This is a genomic window from Pseudomonas sp. Seg1, from assembly GCF_018326005.1.
In the GTDB taxonomy this organism is placed as follows: Bacteria; Pseudomonadota; Gammaproteobacteria; order Pseudomonadales; family Pseudomonadaceae; genus Aquipseudomonas.
The window spans coordinates 1,903,993-1,927,688 of sequence record NZ_AP021903.1 but is presented as its reverse complement, the minus strand read 5'-3'; the positions used below and the strand labels follow the sequence as shown (position 1 = coordinate 1,927,688).

19 protein-coding genes are annotated in these 23,696 nt (G+C 58.0%); 6 read left to right on the top strand and 13 right to left on the bottom strand.

Going from position 1 to position 23,696, the window contains the following annotated elements:
* Window positions 1-5: 5 nt before the first annotated feature.
* From KI231_RS08590 to sdhC, 5 genes are all read right to left on the bottom strand, one after another.
* Window positions 6-2,837 carry a 2-oxoglutarate dehydrogenase E1 component gene (locus KI231_RS08590; protein ID WP_103307283.1) on the bottom strand — a complete coding sequence of 944 codons (2,832 nt, stop codon included), beginning with the start codon at window positions 2,835-2,837 and terminating at the stop codon, window positions 6-8.
* A 259-nt stretch (window positions 2,838-3,096) separates the two neighbouring features.
* Entirely contained in the window at window positions 3,097-3,801 is a 705-nt protein-coding gene (locus KI231_RS08585) for a succinate dehydrogenase iron-sulfur subunit (RefSeq protein ID WP_038364054.1), read from the bottom strand.
* Between the two features lie 11 nt (window positions 3,802-3,812).
* Window positions 3,813-5,585: a succinate dehydrogenase flavoprotein subunit gene (gene sdhA, locus KI231_RS08580; RefSeq protein ID WP_007919889.1), complete on the bottom strand. Its 1,773-nt coding sequence runs from the start codon at window positions 5,583-5,585 to the stop codon at window positions 3,813-3,815.
* Window positions 5,586-5,588: 3 nt separating this feature from the next.
* Window positions 5,589-5,957: a succinate dehydrogenase, hydrophobic membrane anchor protein gene (gene sdhD / locus KI231_RS08575; RefSeq protein ID WP_007919900.1), complete on the bottom strand. Its 369-nt coding sequence runs from the start codon at window positions 5,955-5,957 to the stop codon at window positions 5,589-5,591.
* Window positions 5,951-6,325: a succinate dehydrogenase, cytochrome b556 subunit gene (gene sdhC / locus KI231_RS08570; RefSeq protein ID WP_045122948.1), complete on the bottom strand. Its 375-nt coding sequence runs from the start codon at window positions 6,323-6,325 to the stop codon at window positions 5,951-5,953. The genes sdhD and sdhC overlap by 7 nt, the downstream gene beginning before the upstream one ends.
* Before the next feature lie 362 nt (window positions 6,326-6,687).
* On the opposite strand from sdhC, the gene gltA reads away from it, so the two are divergent.
* Complete coding sequence (gene gltA / locus KI231_RS08565) at window positions 6,688-7,977, top strand: citrate synthase (protein ID WP_003222994.1); 1,290 nt, start codon at window positions 6,688-6,690, stop codon at window positions 7,975-7,977.
* Window positions 7,978-9,261: 1,284 nt separating this feature from the next.
* Here the strand turns inward: gltA and KI231_RS08560 are convergent.
* The 3 genes from KI231_RS08560 to KI231_RS08550 form a co-directional block, all read right to left on the bottom strand.
* Window positions 9,262-10,920: a cation acetate symporter gene (locus KI231_RS08560; RefSeq protein ID WP_103307418.1), complete on the bottom strand. Its 1,659-nt coding sequence runs from the start codon at window positions 10,918-10,920 to the stop codon at window positions 9,262-9,264.
* A complete protein-coding gene (locus tag KI231_RS08555) occupies window positions 10,917-11,228 on the bottom strand; it encodes a DUF485 domain-containing protein (RefSeq protein ID WP_103307417.1) in 312 nt (103 codons plus the stop codon). Before KI231_RS08555 ends, KI231_RS08560 begins: the two co-directional genes overlap by 4 nt.
* Window positions 11,229-11,475: 247 nt before the next feature.
* On the bottom strand, window positions 11,476-12,327 hold the full coding sequence (locus tag KI231_RS08550) for a glycine betaine ABC transporter substrate-binding protein (RefSeq protein ID WP_213027977.1): 852 nt from the start codon (window positions 12,325-12,327) through the stop codon (window positions 11,476-11,478).
* A gap of 287 nt (window positions 12,328-12,614) precedes the next feature.
* Between KI231_RS08550 and KI231_RS08545 the strand changes: the two genes are divergently transcribed.
* Window positions 12,615-14,210 (top strand): glycoside hydrolase family 17 protein, encoded by a 1,596-nt coding sequence (locus KI231_RS08545; protein WP_213027976.1) that lies wholly within the window; start codon window positions 12,615-12,617, stop codon window positions 14,208-14,210.
* A gap of 122 nt (window positions 14,211-14,332) precedes the next feature.
* On the opposite strand, the gene KI231_RS08540 is transcribed toward KI231_RS08545, so the two are convergent.
* Complete coding sequence (locus tag KI231_RS08540; protein ID WP_213027975.1) at window positions 14,333-14,701, bottom strand: hypothetical protein; 369 nt, start codon at window positions 14,699-14,701, stop codon at window positions 14,333-14,335.
* 224 nt (window positions 14,702-14,925) lie between these two features.
* Between KI231_RS08540 and mlaY the strand changes: the two genes are divergently transcribed.
* Complete coding sequence (mlaY, locus tag KI231_RS08535) at window positions 14,926-16,224, top strand: lipid asymmetry maintenance lipase MlaY (RefSeq protein WP_103307413.1); 1,299 nt, start codon at window positions 14,926-14,928, stop codon at window positions 16,222-16,224.
* Window positions 16,217-17,005 (top strand): MlaA family lipoprotein, encoded by a 789-nt coding sequence (locus KI231_RS08530; RefSeq protein WP_213027974.1) that lies wholly within the window; start codon window positions 16,217-16,219, stop codon window positions 17,003-17,005. Before mlaY ends, KI231_RS08530 begins: the two co-directional genes overlap by 8 nt.
* A 180-nt stretch (window positions 17,006-17,185) precedes the next feature.
* Here KI231_RS08530 and KI231_RS08525 read toward each other — a convergent pair whose 3' ends face one another.
* Window positions 17,186-18,100 (bottom strand): DUF808 domain-containing protein, encoded by a 915-nt coding sequence (locus KI231_RS08525; RefSeq protein ID WP_103306809.1) that lies wholly within the window; start codon window positions 18,098-18,100, stop codon window positions 17,186-17,188.
* Between the two features lie 135 nt (window positions 18,101-18,235).
* Here KI231_RS08525 and KI231_RS08520 point away from each other — a divergent pair, with 135 nt between their 5' ends.
* The gene (locus tag KI231_RS08520; protein WP_007919931.1) at window positions 18,236-18,841 is read left to right on the top strand and encodes a TetR/AcrR family transcriptional regulator; all 606 of its coding nucleotides are present in this window, start codon (window positions 18,236-18,238) and stop codon (window positions 18,839-18,841) included.
* 404 nt (window positions 18,842-19,245) lie between these two features.
* Here the strand turns inward: KI231_RS08520 and KI231_RS08515 are convergent, their stop codons facing one another.
* The 3 genes from KI231_RS08515 to KI231_RS08505 all read right to left on the bottom strand — a co-directional run bounded on the left by KI231_RS08515 (window position 19,246) and on the right by KI231_RS08505 (window position 21,610).
* Window positions 19,246-19,704, bottom strand: a complete 459-nt coding sequence (locus KI231_RS08515; RefSeq protein ID WP_103306810.1) for an REP-associated tyrosine transposase — start codon at window positions 19,702-19,704, stop codon at window positions 19,246-19,248.
* A 299-nt stretch (window positions 19,705-20,003) separates the two neighbouring features.
* On the bottom strand, window positions 20,004-21,074 hold the full coding sequence (locus KI231_RS08510) for an alpha/beta hydrolase (RefSeq protein ID WP_213027973.1): 1,071 nt from the start codon (window positions 21,072-21,074) through the stop codon (window positions 20,004-20,006).
* Between the two features lie 95 nt (window positions 21,075-21,169).
* A complete protein-coding gene (locus KI231_RS08505) occupies window positions 21,170-21,610 on the bottom strand; it encodes a GlcG/HbpS family heme-binding protein (protein WP_103306812.1) in 441 nt (146 codons plus the stop codon).
* Between the two features lie 268 nt (window positions 21,611-21,878).
* Between KI231_RS08505 and gcl the strand changes: the two genes are divergently transcribed.
* Window positions 21,879-23,654 carry a glyoxylate carboligase gene (gene gcl, locus KI231_RS08500; RefSeq protein WP_213027972.1) on the top strand — a complete coding sequence of 592 codons (1,776 nt, stop codon included), beginning with the start codon at window positions 21,879-21,881 and terminating at the stop codon, window positions 23,652-23,654.
* Window positions 23,655-23,696 lie beyond the last annotated feature (42 nt).

Here is a 23,696-nt window from a genome sequence, read left to right as displayed (position 1 = left end):
AGGCATTAAACGGTAAACGCGTCTTGCAGCAGTTTTTCCTGCTGCTCGGCGTGCATCGATGCGTAACCACAAGCAGGTGCAGCAGAAGCCTCACGGCCCGCGTACTCAAGTACGAGAGATTTGTTGAGGTTGCTGATGCTGCGACGCAAGTGGTGCTGGCTGCAGTACCAGGCGCCCTGGTTCATCGGCTCTTCCTGACACCAAACGGCATGTTTGACGTTGGTATAAGGAGCCAGGACTTCTTTCAAGTCGTCCTCAGGGAATGGGTACAACTGCTCGATACGCACGATGGCGATATCTTCGCGGCCTTCGGCACGGCGTTTTTCCAGCAGGTCGTAGTAAACCTTGCCGCTGCACAGAACAACGCGCTCGACCTTTTTCGGGTCCAGGGCATCGATTTCCGGGATCACGGTCTGGAACGAACCTTCGGCCAGATCTTCCAGCGTCGAGATGGCCAGCTTGTGGCGCAGCAGCGACTTCGGCGTCAGCACGACCAGCGGCTTGCGCAGCGGGCGAATCACCTGACGACGCAGCAAGTGGTAGATCTGTGCCGGCGTGGTTGGTACGGCTACCTGAATGTTGTGCTCGGCGCACAGCTGCAGGTAACGCTCCAGACGTGCCGAGGAGTGCTCGGGACCCTGGCCTTCGTAACCGTGTGGCAGCAACATGGTCAGACCACAGAGACGGCCCCACTTGTGTTCGCCGCTGGTGATGAACTGGTCGATAACAACCTGTGCACCGTTGGCGAAGTCGCCGAACTGGGCTTCCCAGATCACCAACGCATTTGGCGTGGTGGTCGAGTAACCGTATTCGAACGCCAATACCGCTTCTTCCGACAGGAACGAGTCGTACAGGTCGAAACGTGGCTGACCGTCGTACAGGTGCTGCAGCGGAATGTAGGTGCCGGCATCTTTCTGGTTGTGCAGAACAGCGTGACGGTGCGAGAACGTACCGCGGCCGATGTCCTGACCCGTCATGCGGATCGGGTGACCTTCGAACGCCAGGGTCGCGTACGCCATGGTTTCAGCGTAACCCCAGTTGATCGGCAGGCCGCCGGCTTGCATCTTCTGACGGTCTTCGTAGATCTTCGCAACCTGACGCTGAACTACGAAGCCTTCCGGAATTTCCAGCAGCTTGGCAGACAGTTCTTGCAGGGTCTTCAGATCAAAGCGAGTGTCGTGACGCGCAGTCCAGGCGTGGCCCAGATACGGACGCCAGTCCACGAACAGCTCTTTGTTCGGCTCTTTGACCAGCGATTTCACAACGTGCAAACCGTTGTCCAGCGCGTTGCGATACTCGTCGACCTTGGCCTGAACACGCTCAGCGTCCAGTACACCGGACTGAGTCAGACGATCAGCGTACAGCTCACGGGTGGTGCGCTGCTTGGTGATCTGCTGATACATCAGCGGCTGGGTGCCGCTAGGCTCGTCGGCCTCGTTGTGGCCGCGACGACGGTAGCAGACCAGGTCGATCACCACGTCACGCTTGAACTGCATGCGGTAGTCGATAGCCAGCTGGGTCACGAACAACACGGCTTCCGGATCATCGCCATTCACATGGAGAATCGGCGCCTGGATCATCTTCGCAACGTCGGTGGCGTACTCGGTGGAACGCGAGTCCAGCGGGTTGCTGATGGTGAAACCCACCTGGTTGTTGATCACGATGTGCACGGTGCCGCCGGTTTTGAAACCGCGGGTCTGCGACATCTGGAAGGTTTCCATGACCACACCCTGACCTGCGAATGCAGCGTCACCGTGGATGGAGATCGGCAGAACCTTCTCACCGGTCTGGTCGTTACGACGATCCTGACGGGCGCGAACCGAACCTTCGACCACCGGGGAAACGATTTCCAGGTGGGACGGGTTGAACGCCATGGCCAGGTGAACTTCACCGCCAGTGGTCATCACGTTGGACGAGAAGCCCTGGTGGTATTTAACGTCACCGGAACCCAGCTCGACCTTCTTCTTGCCTTCGAACTCGTCGAACAGCTCGCGCGGGTTCTTGCCGAAGGTGTTGACCAGCACGTTCAGACGGCCACGGTGGGCCATGCCGATGACGACTTCCTTGGTGCCGTAGGAACCGGAACGCTGGATCAGTTCGTCGAGCATCGGAATCAGGCTTTCGCCGCCTTCCAGACCGAAACGCTTGGTGCCCGGGTATTTGGTGCCCAGGTATTTTTCCAGGCCTTCACCGGCAGTCACGCGCTCAAGCAGGTGGCTCTTGATGTCGGCGGAGTACGTCGGACGACCACGCACGCTTTCCAGACGCTGCTGGAACCACTGGCGCTGCTCGGAATCGGTGATATGCGTAAATTCAGCGCCGATGGTGCGGCAATATGTCTGCTGCAACGCTTCGTGAATTTCGCGTAGGCTCGCTTCCTCTTTGCCGATGAACAGGTCGCCGGCACGGAAGGTCGTATCAAGATCGGCATTGGTCAAGCCGTAATGATTGATCGACAGGTCTGCAGGTGCAGGACGCTGCCACAGCCCCAGCGGGTCAAGCTGGGCTGCCTGGTGGCCACGCATACGGTAGGCCTGGATCAATCGCAGCACTTCAACTTGCTTCTTCTCGTGCTCACTGCTCACGCTGCCGGCGGAAACCGGTTGGGCGCGGCGCTGGTTCTTTGCCAGCAGCACAAAATGATCGCGAATTGTGGAGTGCGAAACATCAGTGGCAGAGTTGCCGTCGGCAGGCAACTTCTGAAAGTAGGTGCGCCACTCTTCTGGCACAGCGTTAGGGTCGTGCAGGTAGAGCTCATAAAGCTCTTCCACATAGGCAGCGTTTCCACCTGAAAGGTAGGCGCTGTTCCACATGCGCTGCATCACGCTTTCTTGCATGCTTGGTCACCCTCGGTTAGGGGAACACCATCGGCGTCGACACCGAGCAAACTTGCAGAAGTCCGAATGCAGCGACCAAAACAAGCCACCTAGGATCACGCTGATAGTCCGGGTACCAGCCCGGATGCCCCTGCTTGTCTCATTTCTTCAAAATAAGAGCCGCAGCTTATGGCTGCTGCTCTGGTTATAGCCATGACGCGGGTTGAAGCCCGCGCCACAGCCTCTTCGGTACAGCGGTTCTACGGTTACAGCAGCTGAATCACACGCCGCTCGAAAGCAGCATGTTACGGATGTGACCGATGGCCTTAGTCGGGTTCAGGCCTTTCGGACATACGTTGACGCAGTTCATGATGCCCCGGCAGCGGAATACGCTGAACGGGTCATCGAGCGAAGCCAGACGCTCGTTGGTCTTGGTGTCACGGCTGTCTGCCAGGAAGCGGTAGGCTTGCAGCAGTGCAGCCGGACCCAGGAACTTGTCCGGGTTCCACCAGAAGGACGGGCAAGAGGTCGAGCAGCAAGCGCACAAAATGCACTCGTACAGACCGTCGAGCTTTTCACGCTCTTCTGGCGACTGCAGACGCTCGATGGCCGGAGCCGGCGTGTCGTTCTGCAGGTAAGGCTTCACCTTCTCGTATTGCTTGTAGAAGATGCTCATATCGACGACCAGGTCACGGATAACCGGCAAACCTGGCAGTGGACGAACGATCAACTTGTTACCTTTTACAACGGCGGACAGCGGCGTGATGCACGCCAGACCGTTCTTGCCGTTGATGTTCATGCCGTCGGAGCCGCAGACGCCTTCACGGCAAGAGCGACGATAGGAGAAACCCTCGTCCTGCTCTTTGATCAGCGCCAGCACATCCAGCACCATCAGGTCTTTACCACCGGTATCGACCTGGAATTCCTGCATGAACGGCGCAGCGTCCTGATCAGGGTTGTAGCGATAAACACTGACTTGCAACATGGCGGTCACCCTTAATAAGTCCGGACTTTAGGTTCGAAAGTCGGAACAGTCTTCGGCGAGAAGTTCACGGCACGTTTGGTGACGCGCTTGTCACCCGGGAAGTACAGGGTGTGGCACAGCCAGTTTTCGTCGTCACGATCTTCGAAGTCTTCACGGGCGTGAGCGCCGCGGGACTCTTTACGTACTTCGGCAGCGATGGCGGTAGCTTCAGCCACTTCCAGCAGGTTTTGCAGTTCCAGCGCTTCGATACGAGCAGTATTGAACGCCTGCGACTTATCGTTGATCTTCACGTTGGCGATGCGGGTACGCAGATCAGCGAGCTGAGCGATACCTTTCTGCATGTATTCGCCGGTACGGAATACGCCGAAGTAGTTCTGCATGCAGCTTTGCAGCTCGCGACGCAGGGTTGCCACGTCTTCGCCATCAGTACGGCTGTTCAGCGCGTTCAGACGCGACAGGGCAGCTTCGATGTCGGCTTCGGTAGCGTCGTCGTATTCGATGCCGTCGGTCAGCGCTTTTTCCAGGTGCAGGCCGGCAGCGCGGCCGAATACCACCAGGTCGAGCAGCGAGTTGCCGCCCAGACGGTTGGCACCGTGAACCGATACGCAAGCCACTTCACCTACCGCGAACAGACCAGGAATGATCTGGTCCACGCCTTCGGCGTTCTGGGTGATCGCCTGGCCATGAATGTTGGTGGCAACGCCGCCCATCATATAGTGGCAAGTCGGAACAACCGGAACCGGAGCAACCACCGGGTCAACGTGAGCGAAAGTCTTCGACAGTTCGCAGATGCCTGGCAGACGGCTGTGCAGCACTTCCTCGCCCAAGTGGTCGAGTTTGAGCATTACGTGGTCGCCATTCGGACCGCAACCGTTGCCGGCGATGATTTCTTTAACCATCGAGCGAGCAACCACGTCACGACCGGCAAGGTCTTTGGCGTTCGGAGCATAACGCTCCATGAAACGCTCGCCGTGCTTGTTGATCAGGTAACCACCTTCACCACGGCAACCTTCAGTTACCAGAACACCGGCGCCGGCGATGCCGGTCGGGTGGAACTGCCACATTTCGATGTCTTGTACCGGTACGCCAGCACGCAGAGCCATGCCGACGCCGTCACCGGTATTGATCAGGGCGTTGGTGGTGGAAGCATAGATACGACCTGCACCGCCGGTAGCCAATACGGTGGCCTTGGCGCGGATGTAGGTGGTTTCGCCGGTTTCGATGCAGATTGCGATCACACCGACGAATTCGCCTTCCTGGTTTTTCACCAGGTCAACAGCGTAGTACTCGTTCAGGAACGTGGTACCGGCTTTCAGGTTGCCCTGATAAAGGGTGTGCAGCAGAGCGTGACCGGTACGGTCGGAAGCTGCGCAGGTACGTGCAGCCTGACCGCCCTTACCGTAGTCCTTGGACTGACCACCGAATGGACGCTGGTAGATACGGCCTTGCTCGGTACGCGAGAACGGCAGACCCATGTGGTCCAGCTCGAAAACGGCAGCCGGGCCTTCCTGACACATGTACTCGATAGCGTCCTGGTCACCGATGTAGTCGGAACCCTTGACGGTATCGTACATGTGCCAGCGCCAGTCATCGTTCGGGTCAGCGGACGCGATCGCGCAAGTGATGCCGCCCTGGGCGGATACAGTGTGCGAACGGGTCGGGAAAACCTTGGTGATCACGGCAGTCTTGTGACCACCCTGTGCCAGTTGCAGCGCAGCGCGCATGCCGGCACCGCCACCACCAATAATGATGGCGTCGAAAGAAATCGTTGGAATGTTAGCCATGAATCAGATACCCCAGAGAATCTGCACACCCCAGACGAAGTAAGCGAACATCGCGATGCCGCAAACTGCCTGGAAAAGGAAACGTACTGCGGTCGCGGACTTGCCCAGCGCCATTGGCGTCAGGTAGTCGGTCGCGATGGTCCACATGCCAACCCAGGCGTGAGCGCCAAGGGCAACGAGGGCCAGCAGACTGAAGATACGCATCCCGTTGTGAGCGAACAGGCCGTGCCACTGGTCGTAGCCAATGCCCGGATTCGCTGCAAGGTATCCGATCAGGAAGATGAAATAAGCCGCGAGAACAACCGCAGACACACGTTGCGCCATCCAGTCATAGAGGCCCGAACGCGAAAGGTTCGTAACGCTGGTTACCATATCCAAACTCCTGCCAGAACGATCAGCACCACGGAAATGGCGATGATGATTTTCGAGCCCAGGCGGCCGCCTTCCAGCGTCTCACCGATGCCCATATCCATGATCAAGTGGCGCACACCGGCTACCAGGTGATACAGCAGAGCGGACAGGAGGCCCCATGCTACGAACTTGGCCAGCGGGCTGGTCAAGCATGCCTTCACTTCGGCAAAGCCTTCCTCGGAACCCAGGGATTTGCCCAATGCATAAAGCATGAAGCCAAGGCCCAGGAAGAGGATGATGCCGGAAACACGGTGAAGAAACGACGTAACGCCGGTGATGGGGAGTTTGATGGTCCTTAGGTCTAGGTTTACAGGTCGTTGGCTTTTCACGGCTTTTTTTTCACACTGAAGAGCCCCTAACAATCAGGGCAAAGTTGTTGGGGAGTGCACTGGTCAGGTAACCACCACCCAGGGATGCGACCCCCAATAAAGCAGGCCCAAAAGCCCTTGGCGGTCGGTGGCCGAGTATAGACAGTTAGGCTACTAATGACAACGCAATCACCTACCCCAAATAGCTGATTGCACAAGTCGTATAAAAGGCGTAAATGGCAGTCAATTTCGAGGAAAAAGTACGCTTAAAGCCTTCTGGAGCAAGACTTTAGGCAAATTGACATTCGAATTTATCTCACTATAGTGGTGCGGGCCCTGCGTGGGGGGTCTGTCTGATGGTTCAAGCATAAATAGGAGGCCACATGGCTGACAAAAAAGCGCAGTTGATCATCGAGGGCGCAGCCCCCGTCGAGCTGCCCATTTTAACCGGCACCGTTGGTCCCGATGTAATCGATGTTCGGGGCCTGACGGCCACGGGCCGCTTCACTTTCGACCCTGGTTTCATGTCGACCGCCTCGTGCGAATCGAAGATCACCTATATCGACGGCGACAACGGCATTCTGTTGCACCGCGGCTACCCGATCGAACAGCTGGCTGAAAAGTCGGACTACCTGGAAACCTGCTACCTGCTGCTCAACGGCGAACTGCCGACAGCAGAACAGAAGGCCCAGTTCGTCAGCACCGTGAAAAACCACACCATGGTTCACGAGCAGCTGAAAACCTTCTTCAACGGCTTCCGTCGCGACGCCCACCCGATGGCCGTCATGTGCGGCGTAGTCGGCGCCCTCTCGGCCTTCTACCACGACTCCCTCGACATCAATAACCCGCAGCATCGCGAAATCTCCGCGATCCGCCTGGTTGCCAAGATGCCGACCCTGGCAGCGATGGTTTACAAGTACTCCATGGGCCAACCCATGATGTACCCGCGCAACGACCTGACGTACGCGGAAAACTTCCTGCACATGATGTTCAACACCCCGTGCGAGATCAAACCGATCAGCCCGGTACTCGCCAAGGCCATGGACCGGATCTTCATCCTCCATGCCGACCACGAGCAGAACGCATCGACTTCCACCGTGCGTCTGGCCGGCTCTTCGGGTGCCAACCCGTTCGCCTGTATCGCCGCCGGTATCGCCGCACTGTGGGGCCCTGCCCACGGCGGCGCGAACGAAGCCGTTCTGACCATGCTTGACGAGATTGGCGATGTTTCGAACATCGACAAGTTCATCGCCAAGGCCAAGGACAAGAACGATCCGTTCAAACTGATGGGCTTCGGTCACCGCGTTTACAAGAACCGCGACCCTCGCGCGACTGTAATGAAGCAGACCTGCGACGAAGTACTGAAGGAATTGGGCATCAACAACGATCCGCAACTCGAACTGGCGATGCGCCTGGAAGAGATCGCGCTGACCGACCCGTACTTCATCGAACGCTCGCTGTACCCGAACGTCGACTTCTACTCGGGGATCATCCTCAAGGCGATCGGCATTCCGACCAGCATGTTCACCGTGATCTTTGCGCTGGCGCGTACTGTTGGCTGGATCTCCCACTGGAAAGAAATGCTCTCCAGCCCGTACAAGATTGGCCGTCCGCGCCAGTTGTACACTGGTTACGAGTCGCGTGACATTACCAAGCTGGAAGACCGCAAATAAGACTTGTCTTGCGATGACGTCTTAAGTTTGTAACGGGGACGGCCTCTATTTATATGGAGGCCGTTTTTGTTTGTCTGGGGGTTTGGGGGTTTGGGGGTTTGGGGATTGTGAGCATATCCGTTGCTGCGGTGATGGCTGCTTAGGGTTCCGCCCTTACGGCGGGTCACTTTTGGCAAACGCCCCAAAAGTAACCAAAAGGGCTGCTCCCTGACGTACGGCACTTCGCTTAGGCTCAGTGTTCCCTCGCTACGGCGTCCATCCGGGGGCATCGCCTCCGGTTTGCTTCGCTGCACCTCCTCTCGATGTGTTTGGCTTCGCCAAACGGCGCTGCGCGCCTACCCCGGATGAACACCTCCGCTCGGCCTGCCGATGGGCCTGAAGATCAAGAGCAGGATCAAAAGCCAGATCAAGAGCCCCTCACCCTAGCCCTCTCCCGGAGGGAGAGGGGACTGACCGAGGTGTTTGAGAGAACTACGCCGACATGAAATACCGAGTCGAACTCAGGTTCTGAAAGGCTCACAAATCGGCCCCCCTCTCCTTGGACCCTAGCCCTCTCCCGGAGGGAGAGGGGACTGGCCTAGGTGTTTGAGAGAGCTACGCCGACATGAAACACCGAGTCGAACTCAGATTCTGAAAGATTCACAAATCGGCTCCCTCTCCTAGGGGAGAGGGCTGGGGTGAGGGGCAAACCCAACACAAAACCAAAGCCAACCGCACGCTTCTCACCCCTCAACACAATGAGCATTAGCTCAAGTACCGCTCTTGATCTTCACCCCTCAACACAATGAGCGTTAGCTCGAGTACCGCTCTTGATCTTCACCACTCAACACAATGAGCGTTAGCTCGAGTACCGCTCTTGATCTTCACCACTCAACACAATGAGCGTTAGCTCGAGTACCGCTCTTGATCTTAAGCGCCCGTCGGAAGGCTGAGCGGAGGGATTGATCCGGGGTGGGAGCGCAGCGACCGTTTGGCACAGCCAAACACATCGAGAGGAGGTGCAGCGCAGCAAACCGGAGGCGATGCCCCCCCCGGATCGATCACGGAGCGAAGGAACCCGAGCCACAGCGAGGGCCGTACGTCAGGGTAAAGCCTTTTTGGTTACTTTTTCGGCGTCTGGAAAAAGTGACCCGCCGTAAGGGCGGAACCCTAAGTAGCCATCACAAAAAAAACGGATATACACCCAAAATAAAAAAACCCACCAAAGTCCGATAACCGCCCACAAAAAATGCCCCGATCTCTCAACCGGGGCATTCAGCACAACACTACAAAACCATCAAGCCATCAATGCGAAACCGCCCCACTCGCCCCCAACCCCGTCTGCGAACGCACGAACTGCGGGAAAAACAGCGCCCGCTCATTATCCGCAGCCGCCGACTTGTCAGTAATCGAGAAGAACCAGATCCCGACAAAAGCAATGATCATCGAAAACAGCGCCGGATACTCGTAAGGGAAGATCGCCTTCTCATGATGCAGAATCTGCACCCAGATGGTCGGACCAAGAATCATCAGCCCCACCGCACTCACCAACCCCAACCACCCGCCAATCATCGCGCCACGGGTAGTCAACTTCTTCCAGTACATCGAAAGCAACAACACCGGGAAGTTGCAGCTGGCCGCGATCGAGAACGCCAGACCCACCATGAACGCAATGTTCTGGCTTTCAAACAGAATGCCCAGACCAATGGCCAGAATCCCCAGCGCAATCGTGGTGATCTTCGAAACGCGAATCTCATCCTTGTCGTTGGCCTTGCCCTTCTTGATCACACTGGCATACAGATCGTGCGATACCGCCGAAGCACCGGCCAGAGTCAGACCCGCCACAACCGCCAGAATGGTCGCAAACGCCACCGCCGAGATGAAGCCAAGGAAGATACTGCCGCCCACCGCATCAGCCAGGTGCACCGCTGCCATATTGTTGCCACCGAGCAAAGCGCCCGCCGCATCTTTAAAGGCCGGATTGGTGCTGACCAGCAAGATCGCGCCGAAGCCGATGATGAACGTCAGGATGTAGAAATAACCAATGAACCCGGTTGCGTACAGCACGCTCTTACGGGCTTCTTTAGCGTCACTCACAGTGAAGAAGCGCATCAGGATGTGCGGCAGGCCAGCGGTACCGAACATCAGTGCCAGACCCAGCGAGAACGCCGAAATCGGATCTTTCACCAGACCGCCCGGGCTCATGATCGCCTCACCTTTGGGGTGAACCTTGATCGCCTCGGAGAACAGCATGTTGAAGTCGAAGTTGACGTGCTTCATCACCATCAGCGCCATGAACGAGGCACCCGACAGCAACAGCACCGCTTTGATGATCTGCACCCAAGTGGTCGCCAGCATGCCGCCGAACAGCACGTACATGCACATCAGGATGCCAACCAGAATCACCGCGACGTAATAGTCGAGACCGAACAGCAACTGGATCAGCTTGCCGGCGCCAACCATTTGCGCGATCAGGTAGAACGCCACCACCACCAGCGAACCGCAGGCCGACAGCGTGCGGATCTGGGTTTGCCCGAGGCGGTAGGACGCCACGTCGGCAAAGGTGTATTTACCCAGGTTACGCAGACGCTCGGCGATCAGAAACAAAATGATCGGCCAGCCCACCAGGAACCCGATCGAGTAGATCAGACCATCGTAGCCGGAAGTGAACACCAGCGCGGAAATCCCCAGGAAGGACGCCGCTGACATGTAGTCACCGGCAATCGCCAGACCGTTCTGGAAACCGGTGATCTTGCCGCCCGCCGCATAGTAGTCGGCGGCCGACTTGTTACGCTTCGAGGCCCAGTAGGTGATGCACAGCGTGGCACCGACGAACACCACAAACATGGCGATCGCGGAGACGTTGAGCGGTTGTTTGTGGACTTCACCCGTCAGGGCTTCAGCGGCCCAGACGGCGGGCGCGAACGCTGCGATGCTCAATAAAGCCAGTAGACGCCGGATCATTGCTGAGCCTCCTTGAGAATCGCATTGTTCAGGTCGTCGAACTCGCCATTGGCGCGGCGCACGTAGATCGCGGTCAGGATGAAAGCCGAGACAATCAGGCCGACACCGATCGGGATGCCCCAGGTGATCGAAGACTCGGGACTGAGCTTGGCCCCGAGCACTTTCGGGCCGTAAGCGATCAGAAGGATGAATCCGGAGTAGAGCCCGAGCATGATCGCCGAGAGTATCCAGGCGAACTTTTCCCTTTTTCGCACCAGCTCCTTGAATCGGGGACTGTTTTGAATCGAGAGGTAAATGCTGTCGTTCATTGTTTTTATCCTCGCAGCACAGATTATTGTTGGAACATAGCTAATGTATGCGGCTGCGAGCGCGGTAACAGACGACCTTAGTAGTAGAACGCCATGACCCTTTTGCCAATTTCAAGCACAAAAAAAACTGTGGGAGCTGGCTTGCCAGCGATGACGTCGTGTCAGCCAACTATTAGTCAACTGACAGACCGCTATCGCGGGCAAGCCCGCTCCCACAGGATTGGTGGTGAACAAAAGCTATTTCGGGTTATTTAGTCCAGTCAGCCACGCGATCCGGGTGCTTGGCGACCCAATCCTTGGCCGCTGCTTCAGGTTTGGCACCATCCTGAATGGCAAGCATGACTTCGCCGATTTCGTCTTTCGACGCCCACTGGAAGTTCTTCAGGAACTTGGCCACTTCCGGCGCCTTGGCGTCCAGTTCTTTGCTGCCGATGCTGTTGACGGTTTCAGCTGCGCCGTACACGCCTTTCGGGTCGTCGAGGAAGCGCAGTTTCCACTTGGCGAACATCCAGTGCGGCACCCAACCGGTGACAGCGATGGATTCGTTCTTCTTCTCGGCACGAGTCAGCTCGGCGATCATGCCGGCGCCGGAACTGGCCTTGAGGTTGTACTTGTCGAGGCCGTAATCCTTGATCGCCTGATCAGTCTTGAGCATCACGCCTGAACCGGCGTCGATGCCGACAATGCGGTTCTTGAAAGTGTCATCGGTTTTGAGGTCTTCGATCGACTTGGCTTTCACATACTCCGGCACGATCAGGCCGATTTTCGCGTCCTTGAAGTTCGGGCCGTAGTCGACGACCAGATCCTTGTTCTTCGCCCAGTATTCGCCGTGGGTCACGGGCAGCCAGGCGGAGAGCATGGCGTCGAGTTTGCCGGTGGCGACACCTTGCCACATGATCCCGGTGGCGACGGCTTGCAGTTTCACGTCGTAGCCGAGTTTCTGCTTGATCACTTCGGCCGCAACGTGGGTGGTCGCGACGCTGTCGGACCAGCCGTCAACGTAACCGATGTTCAGGGTCTGTTTTTCAGCGCTGGCAAATGTGGAACTCATCGCAAGCACCAGAGCGGCACCGGTGCCTAAAAGTCGTCGCATCTTCATCGTTACTTCCCCGAAATGCTGCGCCCGACGGATGACGGGCGACGTCAACGTATTGTTATGGTGCACAGCGCCCCCATCACGCCCGACCGCAAACTCGCTCTACTGCCAGTGGAGTGCTGACGCTTTCGATCATCAACCTGACGACCGTCGCGACCTGCTCTGTCAGCGACCTCAAGGCAACGAGAAACGACATCAGAAGGCCATTAACCGCGTCTATATAAATGACGCCAAATAATCCGCCCGAACTTTGCATGTCAAAATCATGCGAGCCACCAACCCCCGCTTAAATGCAGGTAACATGCGTCGCTTTGCAGCCACTCGGCCTGACCATGTCCGCGACCTCCCGCTTTCCTTTTCTTCCATATATCTTCGCCTGCCTGCTTGGCCTGTTTGCGCTTGGCGGCTTCTGGTACGGCTTGGGTAAACCGGTGATTCTGCCAGACGCCGCGACGCCGACGCACAAGCTGCAATGCGCCTCCTACACCCCTTTCGATAAAGACCAATCGCCGTTCGACGTGCCGTTCAAGCTGCGCCCGGAGCGCATGGACGCTGACCTTGCATTACTGGCGACGCGATTTGAGTGCATCCGCACGTATTCCATGACCGGCCTCGAAGCGTTGCCTGATCTGGCGCGCAAGCATGGCTTGAAGTTAATGATCGGCGCCTGGGTCAACAGCAATCCGGTAGACACCGAGAAGGAAGTCGATCTGCTGATCAAATCGGCCAATGCCAACCCGGACGTGGTCAGTGCGGTGATCGTCGGCAACGAAGCGTTGCTGCGCAAGGAAGTCACCGGCGCGCAACTGGCCCGACTGATCAACAAGGTCAAAAGCCAGGTCAAGCAACCGGTTACCTACGCCGATGTCTGGGAGTTCTGGCTCAAGCATCCGGAAATCGCGCCGGCGGTGGACTTCTTGACCATTCACCTGCTGCCGTACTGGGAAGATGATCCGTCGAACATCGACGCGGCCCTGCAACATGTCGCGGACGTGCGTCAGGTGTTTGGCAACAAGTTCGCACCCAAGGACGTGATGATTGGCGAAACCGGTTGGCCGAGCGAAGGTCGCCAGCGTGAGACCGCGCTGCCGAGCCGGGTCAACGAAGCCAAGTTCATTCGCGGGTTTGTCGCAATGGCAGAGAGAGAAGGCTGGCATTACAACCTGATCGAGGCGTTTGACCAGCCATGGAAGCGGGCAAGCGAAGGCGCGGTTGGCGGGTATTGGGGGCTGTTTGACGCCGATCGTCAGGATAAAGGCGTACTCGCCGGTCCCGTGACCAATGTGCCGTACTGGAAAGAATTGCTGGCGGCCGGAGGACTGATCTTCCTCGGCACCCTGATCCTCGGCGGCCGGGTTCGCACGACACGCTCGGCACTGATCTTGCCGCTGCTGGGCGCCCTCGCCGCTTGTTCGATTGGCGCCTGGGGCGATCTGGCGCGAGTCACCACACGATTCACCAGCGAATGGCTGTGGGTCGGGTTGTTGACGGCACTGAATCTATTGGTGCTTGCACATGCCGCGCTGACATTGAGCGCTCGTATTGGCTGGCGTGAAAAAGCCTTCAACCTGCTGGAGCGTCGTGCCGGGTGGCTGGTGGCCGCAGCCGGTTTTGCAGTGGCGGTGATGATGCTGGAAATGGTGTTTGATGCACGCTATCGCAGTTTTGCGAGCATGGCGTTTGTGGTGCCTGCGCTGGTTTATCTGTGCCGGCCGGTGAGCGTGCCGCGTCGTGAGATTGCTCTGCTGACCTTTATCGTCGGTGCGGGCATTGCGCCGCAGTTGTATCAGGAAGGTTTGCAGAATCAGCAGGCGTGGGGTTGGGCGTTGGTCAGTGGGTTGATGGTGATTGCGCTGTGGCGTTGCTTGCGAGTTTGTACCCGCTGATCTTCGGCGTCTGTACCGCCCTCATCGCTGGCAAGCCAGCTCCCACAGAGGTATGGGTTAACACGACATGTGTGCACGACCCAAAAAACTGTGGGAGCTGGCTTGCCAGCGATGGCTGACTGTCAGGCGCTACGGGAAGCTCTGACCAGCCGCAACCCGGCAATCACCACCGCAAACACCGCCAGTGTCGTGTTGTACAACGCCAGTGCCGGCAACCCGACCATCAGCGCCAGCACCGCCAGCCACCACCCTGCCCGCCCCGGCACGACAAAACCGAGCAACGCCGCACCCAACGCCGTCCAGCCCAATACCTTGAAGTGAATCATCAGCCCCAGGTTCGAGCGCAGCTGACACTCCCATCGGCTCGCCTCATCAACGCAGATGCCGACCCACTGCCCGTCCTCCATAAAGCCATAGCGAGCCCCATAACTGGCGGCCAGCCATAGCGGCAGCAAAACAAGCAGCAGAATCATGGGCAAGCGGCGGGACATGAAGCACTCCAATCTTCGGAAATCGGCGGCCAGCTTAATCTGCCGCCATCCATACGCAAGCACTAACAACAGTTAACTAGTCATCCAATCCGTGCAAAGTGTATCGTCCAGCTACTATTACTCCGAATTCTGCCTGTTTGGTGCCGCGGCATGGCACTTTGGCGCAAACCCGGTGGTCATAGCCTGCGAACTTCATTCGGCACCTTCCTCTAAGGGATCTAGTCATGCTCCGTTCCTTGCGCTTCGCCGCGCTGTTCAGCGGCCTTATTCTGAGTGCGTCCGCACTGGCGGTGGATATCGACGCCGCCAGCTATGGCTACCCCCTGACCAACCCGTTCGAGGCGACCATCGCCACGACTCCGCCGGACCTGCGTCCGGAACTGCCGCTGGATGACGACATCAATCAGTCGGATCGCAGCGTCACCCTGCGTCCGGAGCGAGCGTTCATCCTGCCAGACAACTTCTGGGCGGTGAAAAAGCTCACCTATCGCATCGCCGAGCAGGACAAACCGGCACCGCTGATCTTCCTGATCGCCGGCACCGGTGCGCGCTACGACAGCACGCTCAACGAATACCTGAAAAAGCTCTACTACAAGGCCGGCTACCACGTCGTGCAACTGTCGTCGCCGACCAGTTTCGACTTCATCAGCGCCGCTTCACGCTTCGCCACCCCAGGCGTGACCAAGGAAGACGCCGAAGACATGTACCGCGTGATGCAGGCCGTGCGGGCGCAAAACCCGAAAGTGCCGGTCACTGACTACTACCTCAGCGGTTACAGCCTCGGCGCTCTGGATGCCGCATTCGTTGCGCACCTGGACGAAACCCGCCGCAGCTTCAACTTCAAGAAAGTCCTGCTGCTCAATCCACCGGTCAACCTCTACACCTCGATCACCAACCTCGACAAGCTGGTGCAGACCGAAGTCAAAGGCATCAACAACAGCACCACGTTCTATGAACTGGTACTGGGCAAACTGACCCGCTACTTCCAGCAGAAAGGCTACATCGACCTCAACGATGCCCTGCTGTATGACTTCCAGCAGTCCAAGCAGCATCTGAGCAATGAGCAGATGGCAATGCTGATCGGCACCTCGTTCCGCTTCTCGGCCGCCGACATCGCCTTCACTTCGGACCTGATCAACCGTCGCGGCCTGATCACCCCGCCGAAATTTCCGATCACCGAAGGCACCAGCCTCACGCCGTTCCTCAAGCGTGCACTGCAATGCGACTTCGATTGCTACCTGACCGAACAGGTGATTCCGATGTGGCGCGCCCGTACCGACGGCGGCAGCCTGCTGCAACTGATCGATCAGGTCAGCCTGTACGCGCTGAAGGATTATCTGCACGACAGCCCGAAAATCGCCGTGATGCACAACGCCGACGACGTGATCCTCGGCCCGGGCGACCTCGGCTTCCTGCGCAAGACCTTTGGCGATCGCCTGACCGTTTACCCACTGGGCGGCCATTGCGGCAACCTTAACTACCGCGTCAACAGCGACGCCATGCTGGAGTTCTTCCGTGGCTAAATATCTCCTGCTGATTGCAGCGTTACTCTGTGCAGGCGTGGCCCAGGCCGACAACAGCAAAGCCAATGCACCGGTGGTCGTCGACAGTGACGGTTTCAAGGAGCCGCTGTCGAAACTCAAGTTCAACGCGGGGCTGGATCAGCGTGAATTCGAGCGGTCGACGCTCAACGCGCTGAACGTCTATGACCCGCTGGAAGAGTGGAACCGTCGCGTTTACCACTTCAACTACCGCTTCGACCAATGGGTGTTCCTGCCCGTGGTCGATGGCTATCGCTACATCACGCCAAGCTTCGTGCGTACGGGCGTGAGCAACTTCTTCAACAACCTTGGCGATGTGCCGAACCTGGTCAACAGCCTGTTGCAGTTCAAGGGCCAGCGCTCGATGGAAACCACCGCGCGCCTGCTGCTCAACACTACGATCGGCATCGCCGGCCTGTGGGACCCGGCCACTGCGATGGGCCTGCCGCGCCAGAGCGAAGACTTCGGGCAGACCCTGGGCTTCTACGGCGTACCGGGTGGCGCATACTTCGTCCTGCCGATCCTCGGCCCGTCGAACCTGCGTGACACCGCCGGTCTGGCGGTGGATTACAGCGCTGAAACGGCGATCAACTTCCTCAACGTTTCGGAAGTCAGCTCCAACCACCCGGAAATCTGGGCCCTGCGCGCCGTCGACAAGCGCTACCAGACCAGTTTCCGTTACGGTCAGCTGAACTCGCCGTTCGAATACGAGAAGGTGCGTTACGTGTACACCGAGTCACGCAAGTTGCAGATTGCCGAATAAGTAGGCGGCAACAAAAAAGGGCCATTCGATGCGAGTCGAATGGCCCTTTTTCATGGCACCACAAAGATCAAACTGTAGGAGTGAGCCTGCTCGCGATAGCGGTGTGTCAGGTCATGATTGTGCGACTGACACACCGCTATCGCGAGCAGGCTCACTCCTACAAAGGTTTTGTGTTGTAGGTTAGTTCTTTACTGCTTTCCAGATCTTGCCAACGACCGAGACAACCGCCAACACCACTGCACCGGCAATAATCCCCGCTACACCGTTGAGCAGCATCGGCACCACAAAGCCGGCACTTCCCGCCGCCGCGCCAACGCTTTCAATCCAGTGATGCACCACTGGAATGCCGTGAGTGAGGATGCCGCCGCCGACCAGGAACATCGCCGCCGTGCCCACCACCGACAGGGTTTTCATCATGTACGGCGCCGCCGTCAAAATACCGCTGCCGATTTTTCTGGCCACTTGCCCAGGCTTCTGCGTCAGCCACAAGCCGAGGTCGTCGAGCTTGACGATGCCCGCCACCAGACCGTAAACGCCGACGGTCATGACAATCGCGATGCCCGACATCACGATGACCTGCTGAGTCAGCGAGGCATCGGCCACCGTGCCCAGTGTGATCGCGATGATTTCTGCCGAAAGAATGAAGTCGGTGCGGATCGCGCCTTTGATCTTGTCCTTCTCGTACGCCACCAGATCAGTGGCCGGATCGGCTACGGCCTCGGTCAGTTGCGCGTGCTCGGCGTCATCTTCAGTCTTGCTGTGCAGAAATTTGTGCGCGAGCTTCTCGAAACCTTCGAAACACAGGTACGCGCCACCGACCATCAACAGCGGCGTCACCAGCCAAGGCACGAACGCACTGATCGCCAACGCCGACGGCACCAGAATCAGTTTGTTGACGAACGAGCCCTTGGCCACCGCCCAGACCACGGGAATTTCCCGCTCGGCGCGCACGCCGGAGACTTGCTGGGCATTCAGCGCCAAGTCGTCGCCGAGCACCCCGGCGGTCTTCTTGGCGGCCATTTTGCTCATCAACGCCACGTCATCCAGCACGGTGGCAATATCGTCGACCAGCACCAGCAAACTGCTTCCTGCCATGAATCCTGTTTCCTTCTATGTATGAATGTTGCGAAGCATAACGCGACCACAGACCACACGGGGCATTCTTGAGCGTCGCGCGAGGCCGGTGCTACCATGCGCAACCGCCAGAACAGGCAAGGAACCACCGGGTTTATGAGCACAATCCGCGAGCGCAACAAAGAACTGATCCTGCGTGCCGCCAGTGAGGAGTTTGCCGACAAGGGCTTCGCTGCGACCAAAACCAGCGACATCGCCGCCAAGGCAGGATTGCCCAAGCCCAACGTCTACTACTACTTCAAGTCCAAGGAAAACCTCTATCGCGAGGTGCTGGAAAGTATCATCGTGCCGATTCTGCAAGCGTCGACACCGTTCAACCCGGATGGCGTGCCGAGCGAAGTGCTCAGCGGCTACATCCGCTCGAAGATCCGCATCTCCCGCGACCTGCCCTTCGCCTCCAAGGTCTTCGCCAGCGAAATCATGCACGGCGCCCCGCACCTGAGCGCCGACCTGGTCGAGCAGCTCAACGGCCAGGCCAAGCACAACATCGACTGCATCCAGAGCTGGATCGACCGCGGCCAGATCGCCCCGATAGACCCCAATCATCTGATGTTCAGCATCTGGGCCGCGACCCAGACCTACGCCGACTTCGACTGGCAGATTTCTGCAGTCACCGGCAAGGACAAGCTGGACGAGGCGGATTACGAGGCGGCAGCGCAGACGATTATTCGATTGGTGCTCAAAGGGTGTGAGCCGGACTGATAGACCGTGGTGCGGCTATCGCTGGCAAGCCAGCTCCCACAGGGATTTGTATTGTTTACTGAATCTGCGTTCAACACAGCTCCCACATGGATTTGTGCTGTTTGCTGAATCTGGGTTCAACACAGCTACCACAGGGATTTGTGCTGTTTGCTGAATCTGGGTTCAACACAGCTCCCACAGGGATTTGTGCTGTTTGCTGAATCTGTGTTCAACACAGCTCCCACAGGGATTTGTGCTGTTTGCTGAATCTGGGTTCAACACAGCTCCCACATGGATTTGTGCTGTTTACTGAATCTGGGTTCAACACAGCTCCCACAGGGATTTGTGCTGTTTGCTGAATCTGGGTTCAACACAGAAACCTGTGGGAGCTGGCTTGCCAGCGATGGCGGCGACTCGGTCCTGGATTAAACCCAGATAGCATCCCACAGTGGATAGTCGCCAAGCTTTTCCACCAAGCCTGCCCGCAATGGGTTGGCCACTACATAGCGCGCCATTTTCACCAGATCATCTTCCCGCCTCAATGCGCGATCATGGAAACCCTGCTGCCAAAGCGGCCCACTTCTACCACTTGAAAGATTCACTTCACGCGTAATCAGGGACTTGGTCTCGCGCATCAACTTGTGCAGAGAACAATTCTCCAATTCGACAAGCCAATGGAAATGGTCAGGCATGACAACCCACGCCAATGATTTTGCCAGTCCAAGATCTTGCGCCCGACGAAACTGCCGAACAACCAATCGGCCCAACGCGAAATCGGAAAAGATCGGTTCGCGATCTAGTGTGTTAGTGGTCAGTAAGTAGATTCGATGGTGCTCGGCATAGCGGCCGGTTCGCAGACGATGTGATGCGGGAAGATCAGGCAATCCATTGCCCCTTCATGATGTGTTCATCAGAAGGCTAGACCTCAGTGGTCTATCTGGCTGTGCCAGTCTTTTATCTTGATGTGTCAGTCAGTCCGCCATCGCTGGCAAGCCAGCTCCCACAGGGATTTGTGTTGCTCGCTGAATCTGGTTTCAACACATAAACCTGTGGCAGTTGGTTTGTGTTGTTCGCAAAACCCACGTTCAACACAGAAACCTGTGGGAGCTGGCTTGCCAGCGATGGCTATCGATCAGACGCCAGAGAACATGCATTCACTGCACATCCGCGGCGATCTTTCGTTTCAACCCTCTTCACCCATCACCCAACGCAGCGCCTGCGGAAACGAAGTTTTCCAGTCATCCGGGTAGAAGTGTCCACCTTCATGGGTACGGGACTTCACCTCATTGCCGTCACTGAACAGCTGGCGGAAATCGACCGTCATCTGCTGATTGCCCGGCCCTTCTTTTTTGCCGTTGATCACAAACACCCTTTTGCCACGAGCCTTGCTCACCGTCGGGGTCGGCTGCATGCCGCCGGGTGAGACCAGCAGCGCACCCGCGTAATCCTCCGGATGCTGGGCCAGCAAGGCACCCGCGTGTTGCGAACCCTGGGAGAAGCCCATCAGGTAGACGCGTTTGCGGTCGATGCACTGCTGCGCTTCCAGCTCTTTCAAGCCTTTCTGTACAACCTTGTGCGTGCCTTCGAAACCCGGGCCGATCCAGCGGAAACTGTTGGTGGCATTGATCATTTCCGTGCCATTGATGCCGAGAATGATTGCCCCGGTATCTGCCAGCGGCTGATCACTTTCATCCAGTTCACCGTTGATGCCGTAACCGTGCAGCCACACCACGACCGGACGGCAAGCTTTGGGCGCGGGAATGCCGGCAGACGGGTTGAGCACCGAAATCGCGCCGACCTTGCCGACGGCGATTTTCTTGTAGCGCTCCTGAGCATTGGCCAGCACGGATTTATAGGTGGCGGTGTCGCGCAACTCGGAGAAATCCTCGTCACCGGCCAGCAACGGGCCGAACCACAGACCGCGATCATCGGCCTCTTTAAGAAAGCGCAGGGCCAGCTTGTCATCGCCACGGCGGGCAAACAGTGCGGCGACCTGGTAAGGCGCCTTCAGTTGCTTGGGATCTTCACGGGTGGCCGCCAGATAAACCGCAATCGCCTGCAGCGTATCGGTGTCTTCGAGCTTCTCGGCCCGTTCCATCAACTCGGGCACATCGTCGGCATTGAGCAACGCGGACACCACCGGGCTAAGCGCCTGGAACGCGATTTCGTCGGCGTCCAGCGGTTCGGCGGCGTGCAGAAAGGTCGTGCAGAGGGTCATGGCCGTGGCCAGAGAAATACGAATGAGCGTTTTCACGCTGATCTTCCTTGATACAAAAACGGGGCGGCAGTCTATCGACGCCACCCCGATTCGTCACCACCTCAATGCCAACCGGGGTGATTGCGTTCAGATCAAGAAGCCACTCCCGCGTCCGCTTTCAAATCCAGCGCCTCCACCGCTTTGATCGCGACCTGTTCATCGATGTCCGACAGATCGCCGCTGATGCCGATCGCACCCAGCACGTTCCCCGCCTGATCGCGGATCAGCACACCACCCGGTGCCGGCACGACGCTGCCCTGGCCCATGCTGTTCAGCGCGGCAATAAACGCCGGACGTTGTTGCGCGTCGAGCGCCAACAGGCGTGAGCCCTTGCCCAGTGCTATGGCGCCCCAGGCTTTGCCGATGGCGATCTGCGGGCGCAGCAGGCTGGCGCCGTCTTCGCGTTGCAGAGTGATCAGGTGCCCGCCGGTATCGAGTACCGCGATGGTCAGCGGCGCGGCGTTGATGCCCCGCCCGGCACTGATGGCCTGGTTGACCAGGTTGACTGCGACTTTCAAGGTTAAAGCGCTCATGGTGCCGTCCTCATTTTGTTATTGGGAAAGTCGTGGGGCTGCGGTTTTCTGCCGCAGCCGGATGCAACAAATAGAACACAATGAGTTATTTTTTTGTATACAATAATTCTCGAAAAGCGCCACGTGCGACGAAAAGCCACAGTCATACAGGCTTCCGACGAATGAAACAGGCGCTTGAGAAAATGGATTGACCTGCGCCGTCCGCCGTGAATACACTCTGCGCAAAGCCACTTGTATACAATTACAAAACGTAAAGAGGCACAAAACCATGAGCAAAATGAGAGCAATCGAAGCCGCCGTTCTGGTGATGCGCCGTGAAGGGGTTGATACCGCTTTTGGCATCCCGGGCGCTGCCATCAACCCGCTGTACTCCGCCTTGCAGAAAGTCGGTGGCATCGATCACGTCCTCGCTCGCCACGTTGAAGGCGCCTCGCACATGGCCGAGGGCTACACCCGCACCAAGGCCGGCAATATCGGCGTGTGCATCGGTACTTCCGGCCCTGCCGGTACCGACATGGTCACCGGGCTCTACAGCGCCTCGGCCGACTCGATTCCAATCTTCTGCATTACCGGCCAGGCACCCCGCGCCCGTATGCACAAGGAAGACTTCCAGGCGGTCGACATCACCAGCATCGTCAAGCCCGTCACCAAGTGGGCGACCACTGTTCTGGAACCGGGCCAGGTGCCTTACGCGTTCCAGAAAGCTTTCTACGAAATGCGCTCCGGCCGCCCTGGCCCTGTGCTGATCGATCTGCCGTTCGACGTACAGATGGCCGAAATCGAATTCGACATCGACGCTTACCAGCCGCTGCCATTGGCCAAACCGACCGCGACTCGCGTTCAGGTCGAGAAGGCCTTGGCTCTGCTCGATCAGGCTGAGCGCCCACTGCTGGTGGCCGGCGGCGGCATCATCAACGCTGACGCCAGCGACTTGCTGGTCGAGTTCGCTGAACTGACCGGCATCCCGGTTATCCCGACCCTGATGGGCTGGGGCACCATCCCGGACGATCACCCCCTGATGGTTGGTATGGTCGGCCTGCAGACTTCGCACCGTTACGGCAACGCCACGATGCTCAAATCCGACGTGGTGCTGGGTATCGGTAACCGTTGGGCCAACCGCCACACCGGTTCGGTTGACGTCTACACCGAAGGCCGCAAGTTCATTCACGTTGACATCGAAGGCACGCAGATTGGTCGTGTGTTCACGCCGGATCTGGGCATCGTGTCCGACGCCGCTGCTGCACTGACCGTGTTCATCGAAGTGGCCCGTGAATGGCAAGCCGCCGGCAAACTGAAAAACCGCAGTGCCTGGCTGCAGGATTGCCAGCAGCGCAAAGCCAGCCTGCACCGCAAGACCCACTTCGACAACGTGCCGGTCAAACCGCAGCGCGTTTATGAAGAGATGAACCAAGTATTCGGCAAAGACACCTGCTACGTCAGCACCATTGGTCTGTCGCAGATTGCCGGCGCGCAGTTCCTGCACGTCTACAAGCCGCGTCACTGGATCAACTGTGGCCAGGCAGGCCCGTTGGGCTGGACCATTCCGGCAGCGTTGGGCGTGGTCAAGGCCGATCCGAGCCGGAAAGTCGTGGCCCTGTCGGGGGACTATGACTTCCAGTTCATGATCGAAGAACTGGCGGTCGGCGCTCAGTTCAAACTGCCTTACATCCACGTCGTGGTGAACAACTCGTACCTGGGGCTGATCCGTCAGGCCCAGCGCGGGTTCGAAATGGACTACTGCGTGCAGCTGTCCTTCGATAACCTCAACGCGCCGGAACTCAACGGTTACGGGGTTGACCACATCGCAGTGGCCGAAGGCCTCGGCTGCAAGGCGCTGCGTGTGTTCGAACCGTCGGAAATCGCCCCTGCCCTGCGCAAGGCCGAACAGATGATCGAAGAGTTCAAGGTGCCGGTGATCGTCGAGATCATTCTGGAGCGTGTGACCAACATCTCCATGGGTACCGAGATCAACGCTGTCAACGAGTTCGAAGACCTGGCGCTGGTCGGCAACGATGCGCCAACGGCGATTTCGCTGCTCGACTAACTGCTGACCGCTCTCCCTGTGAGAGCGAGTCTGCTCGCGAAG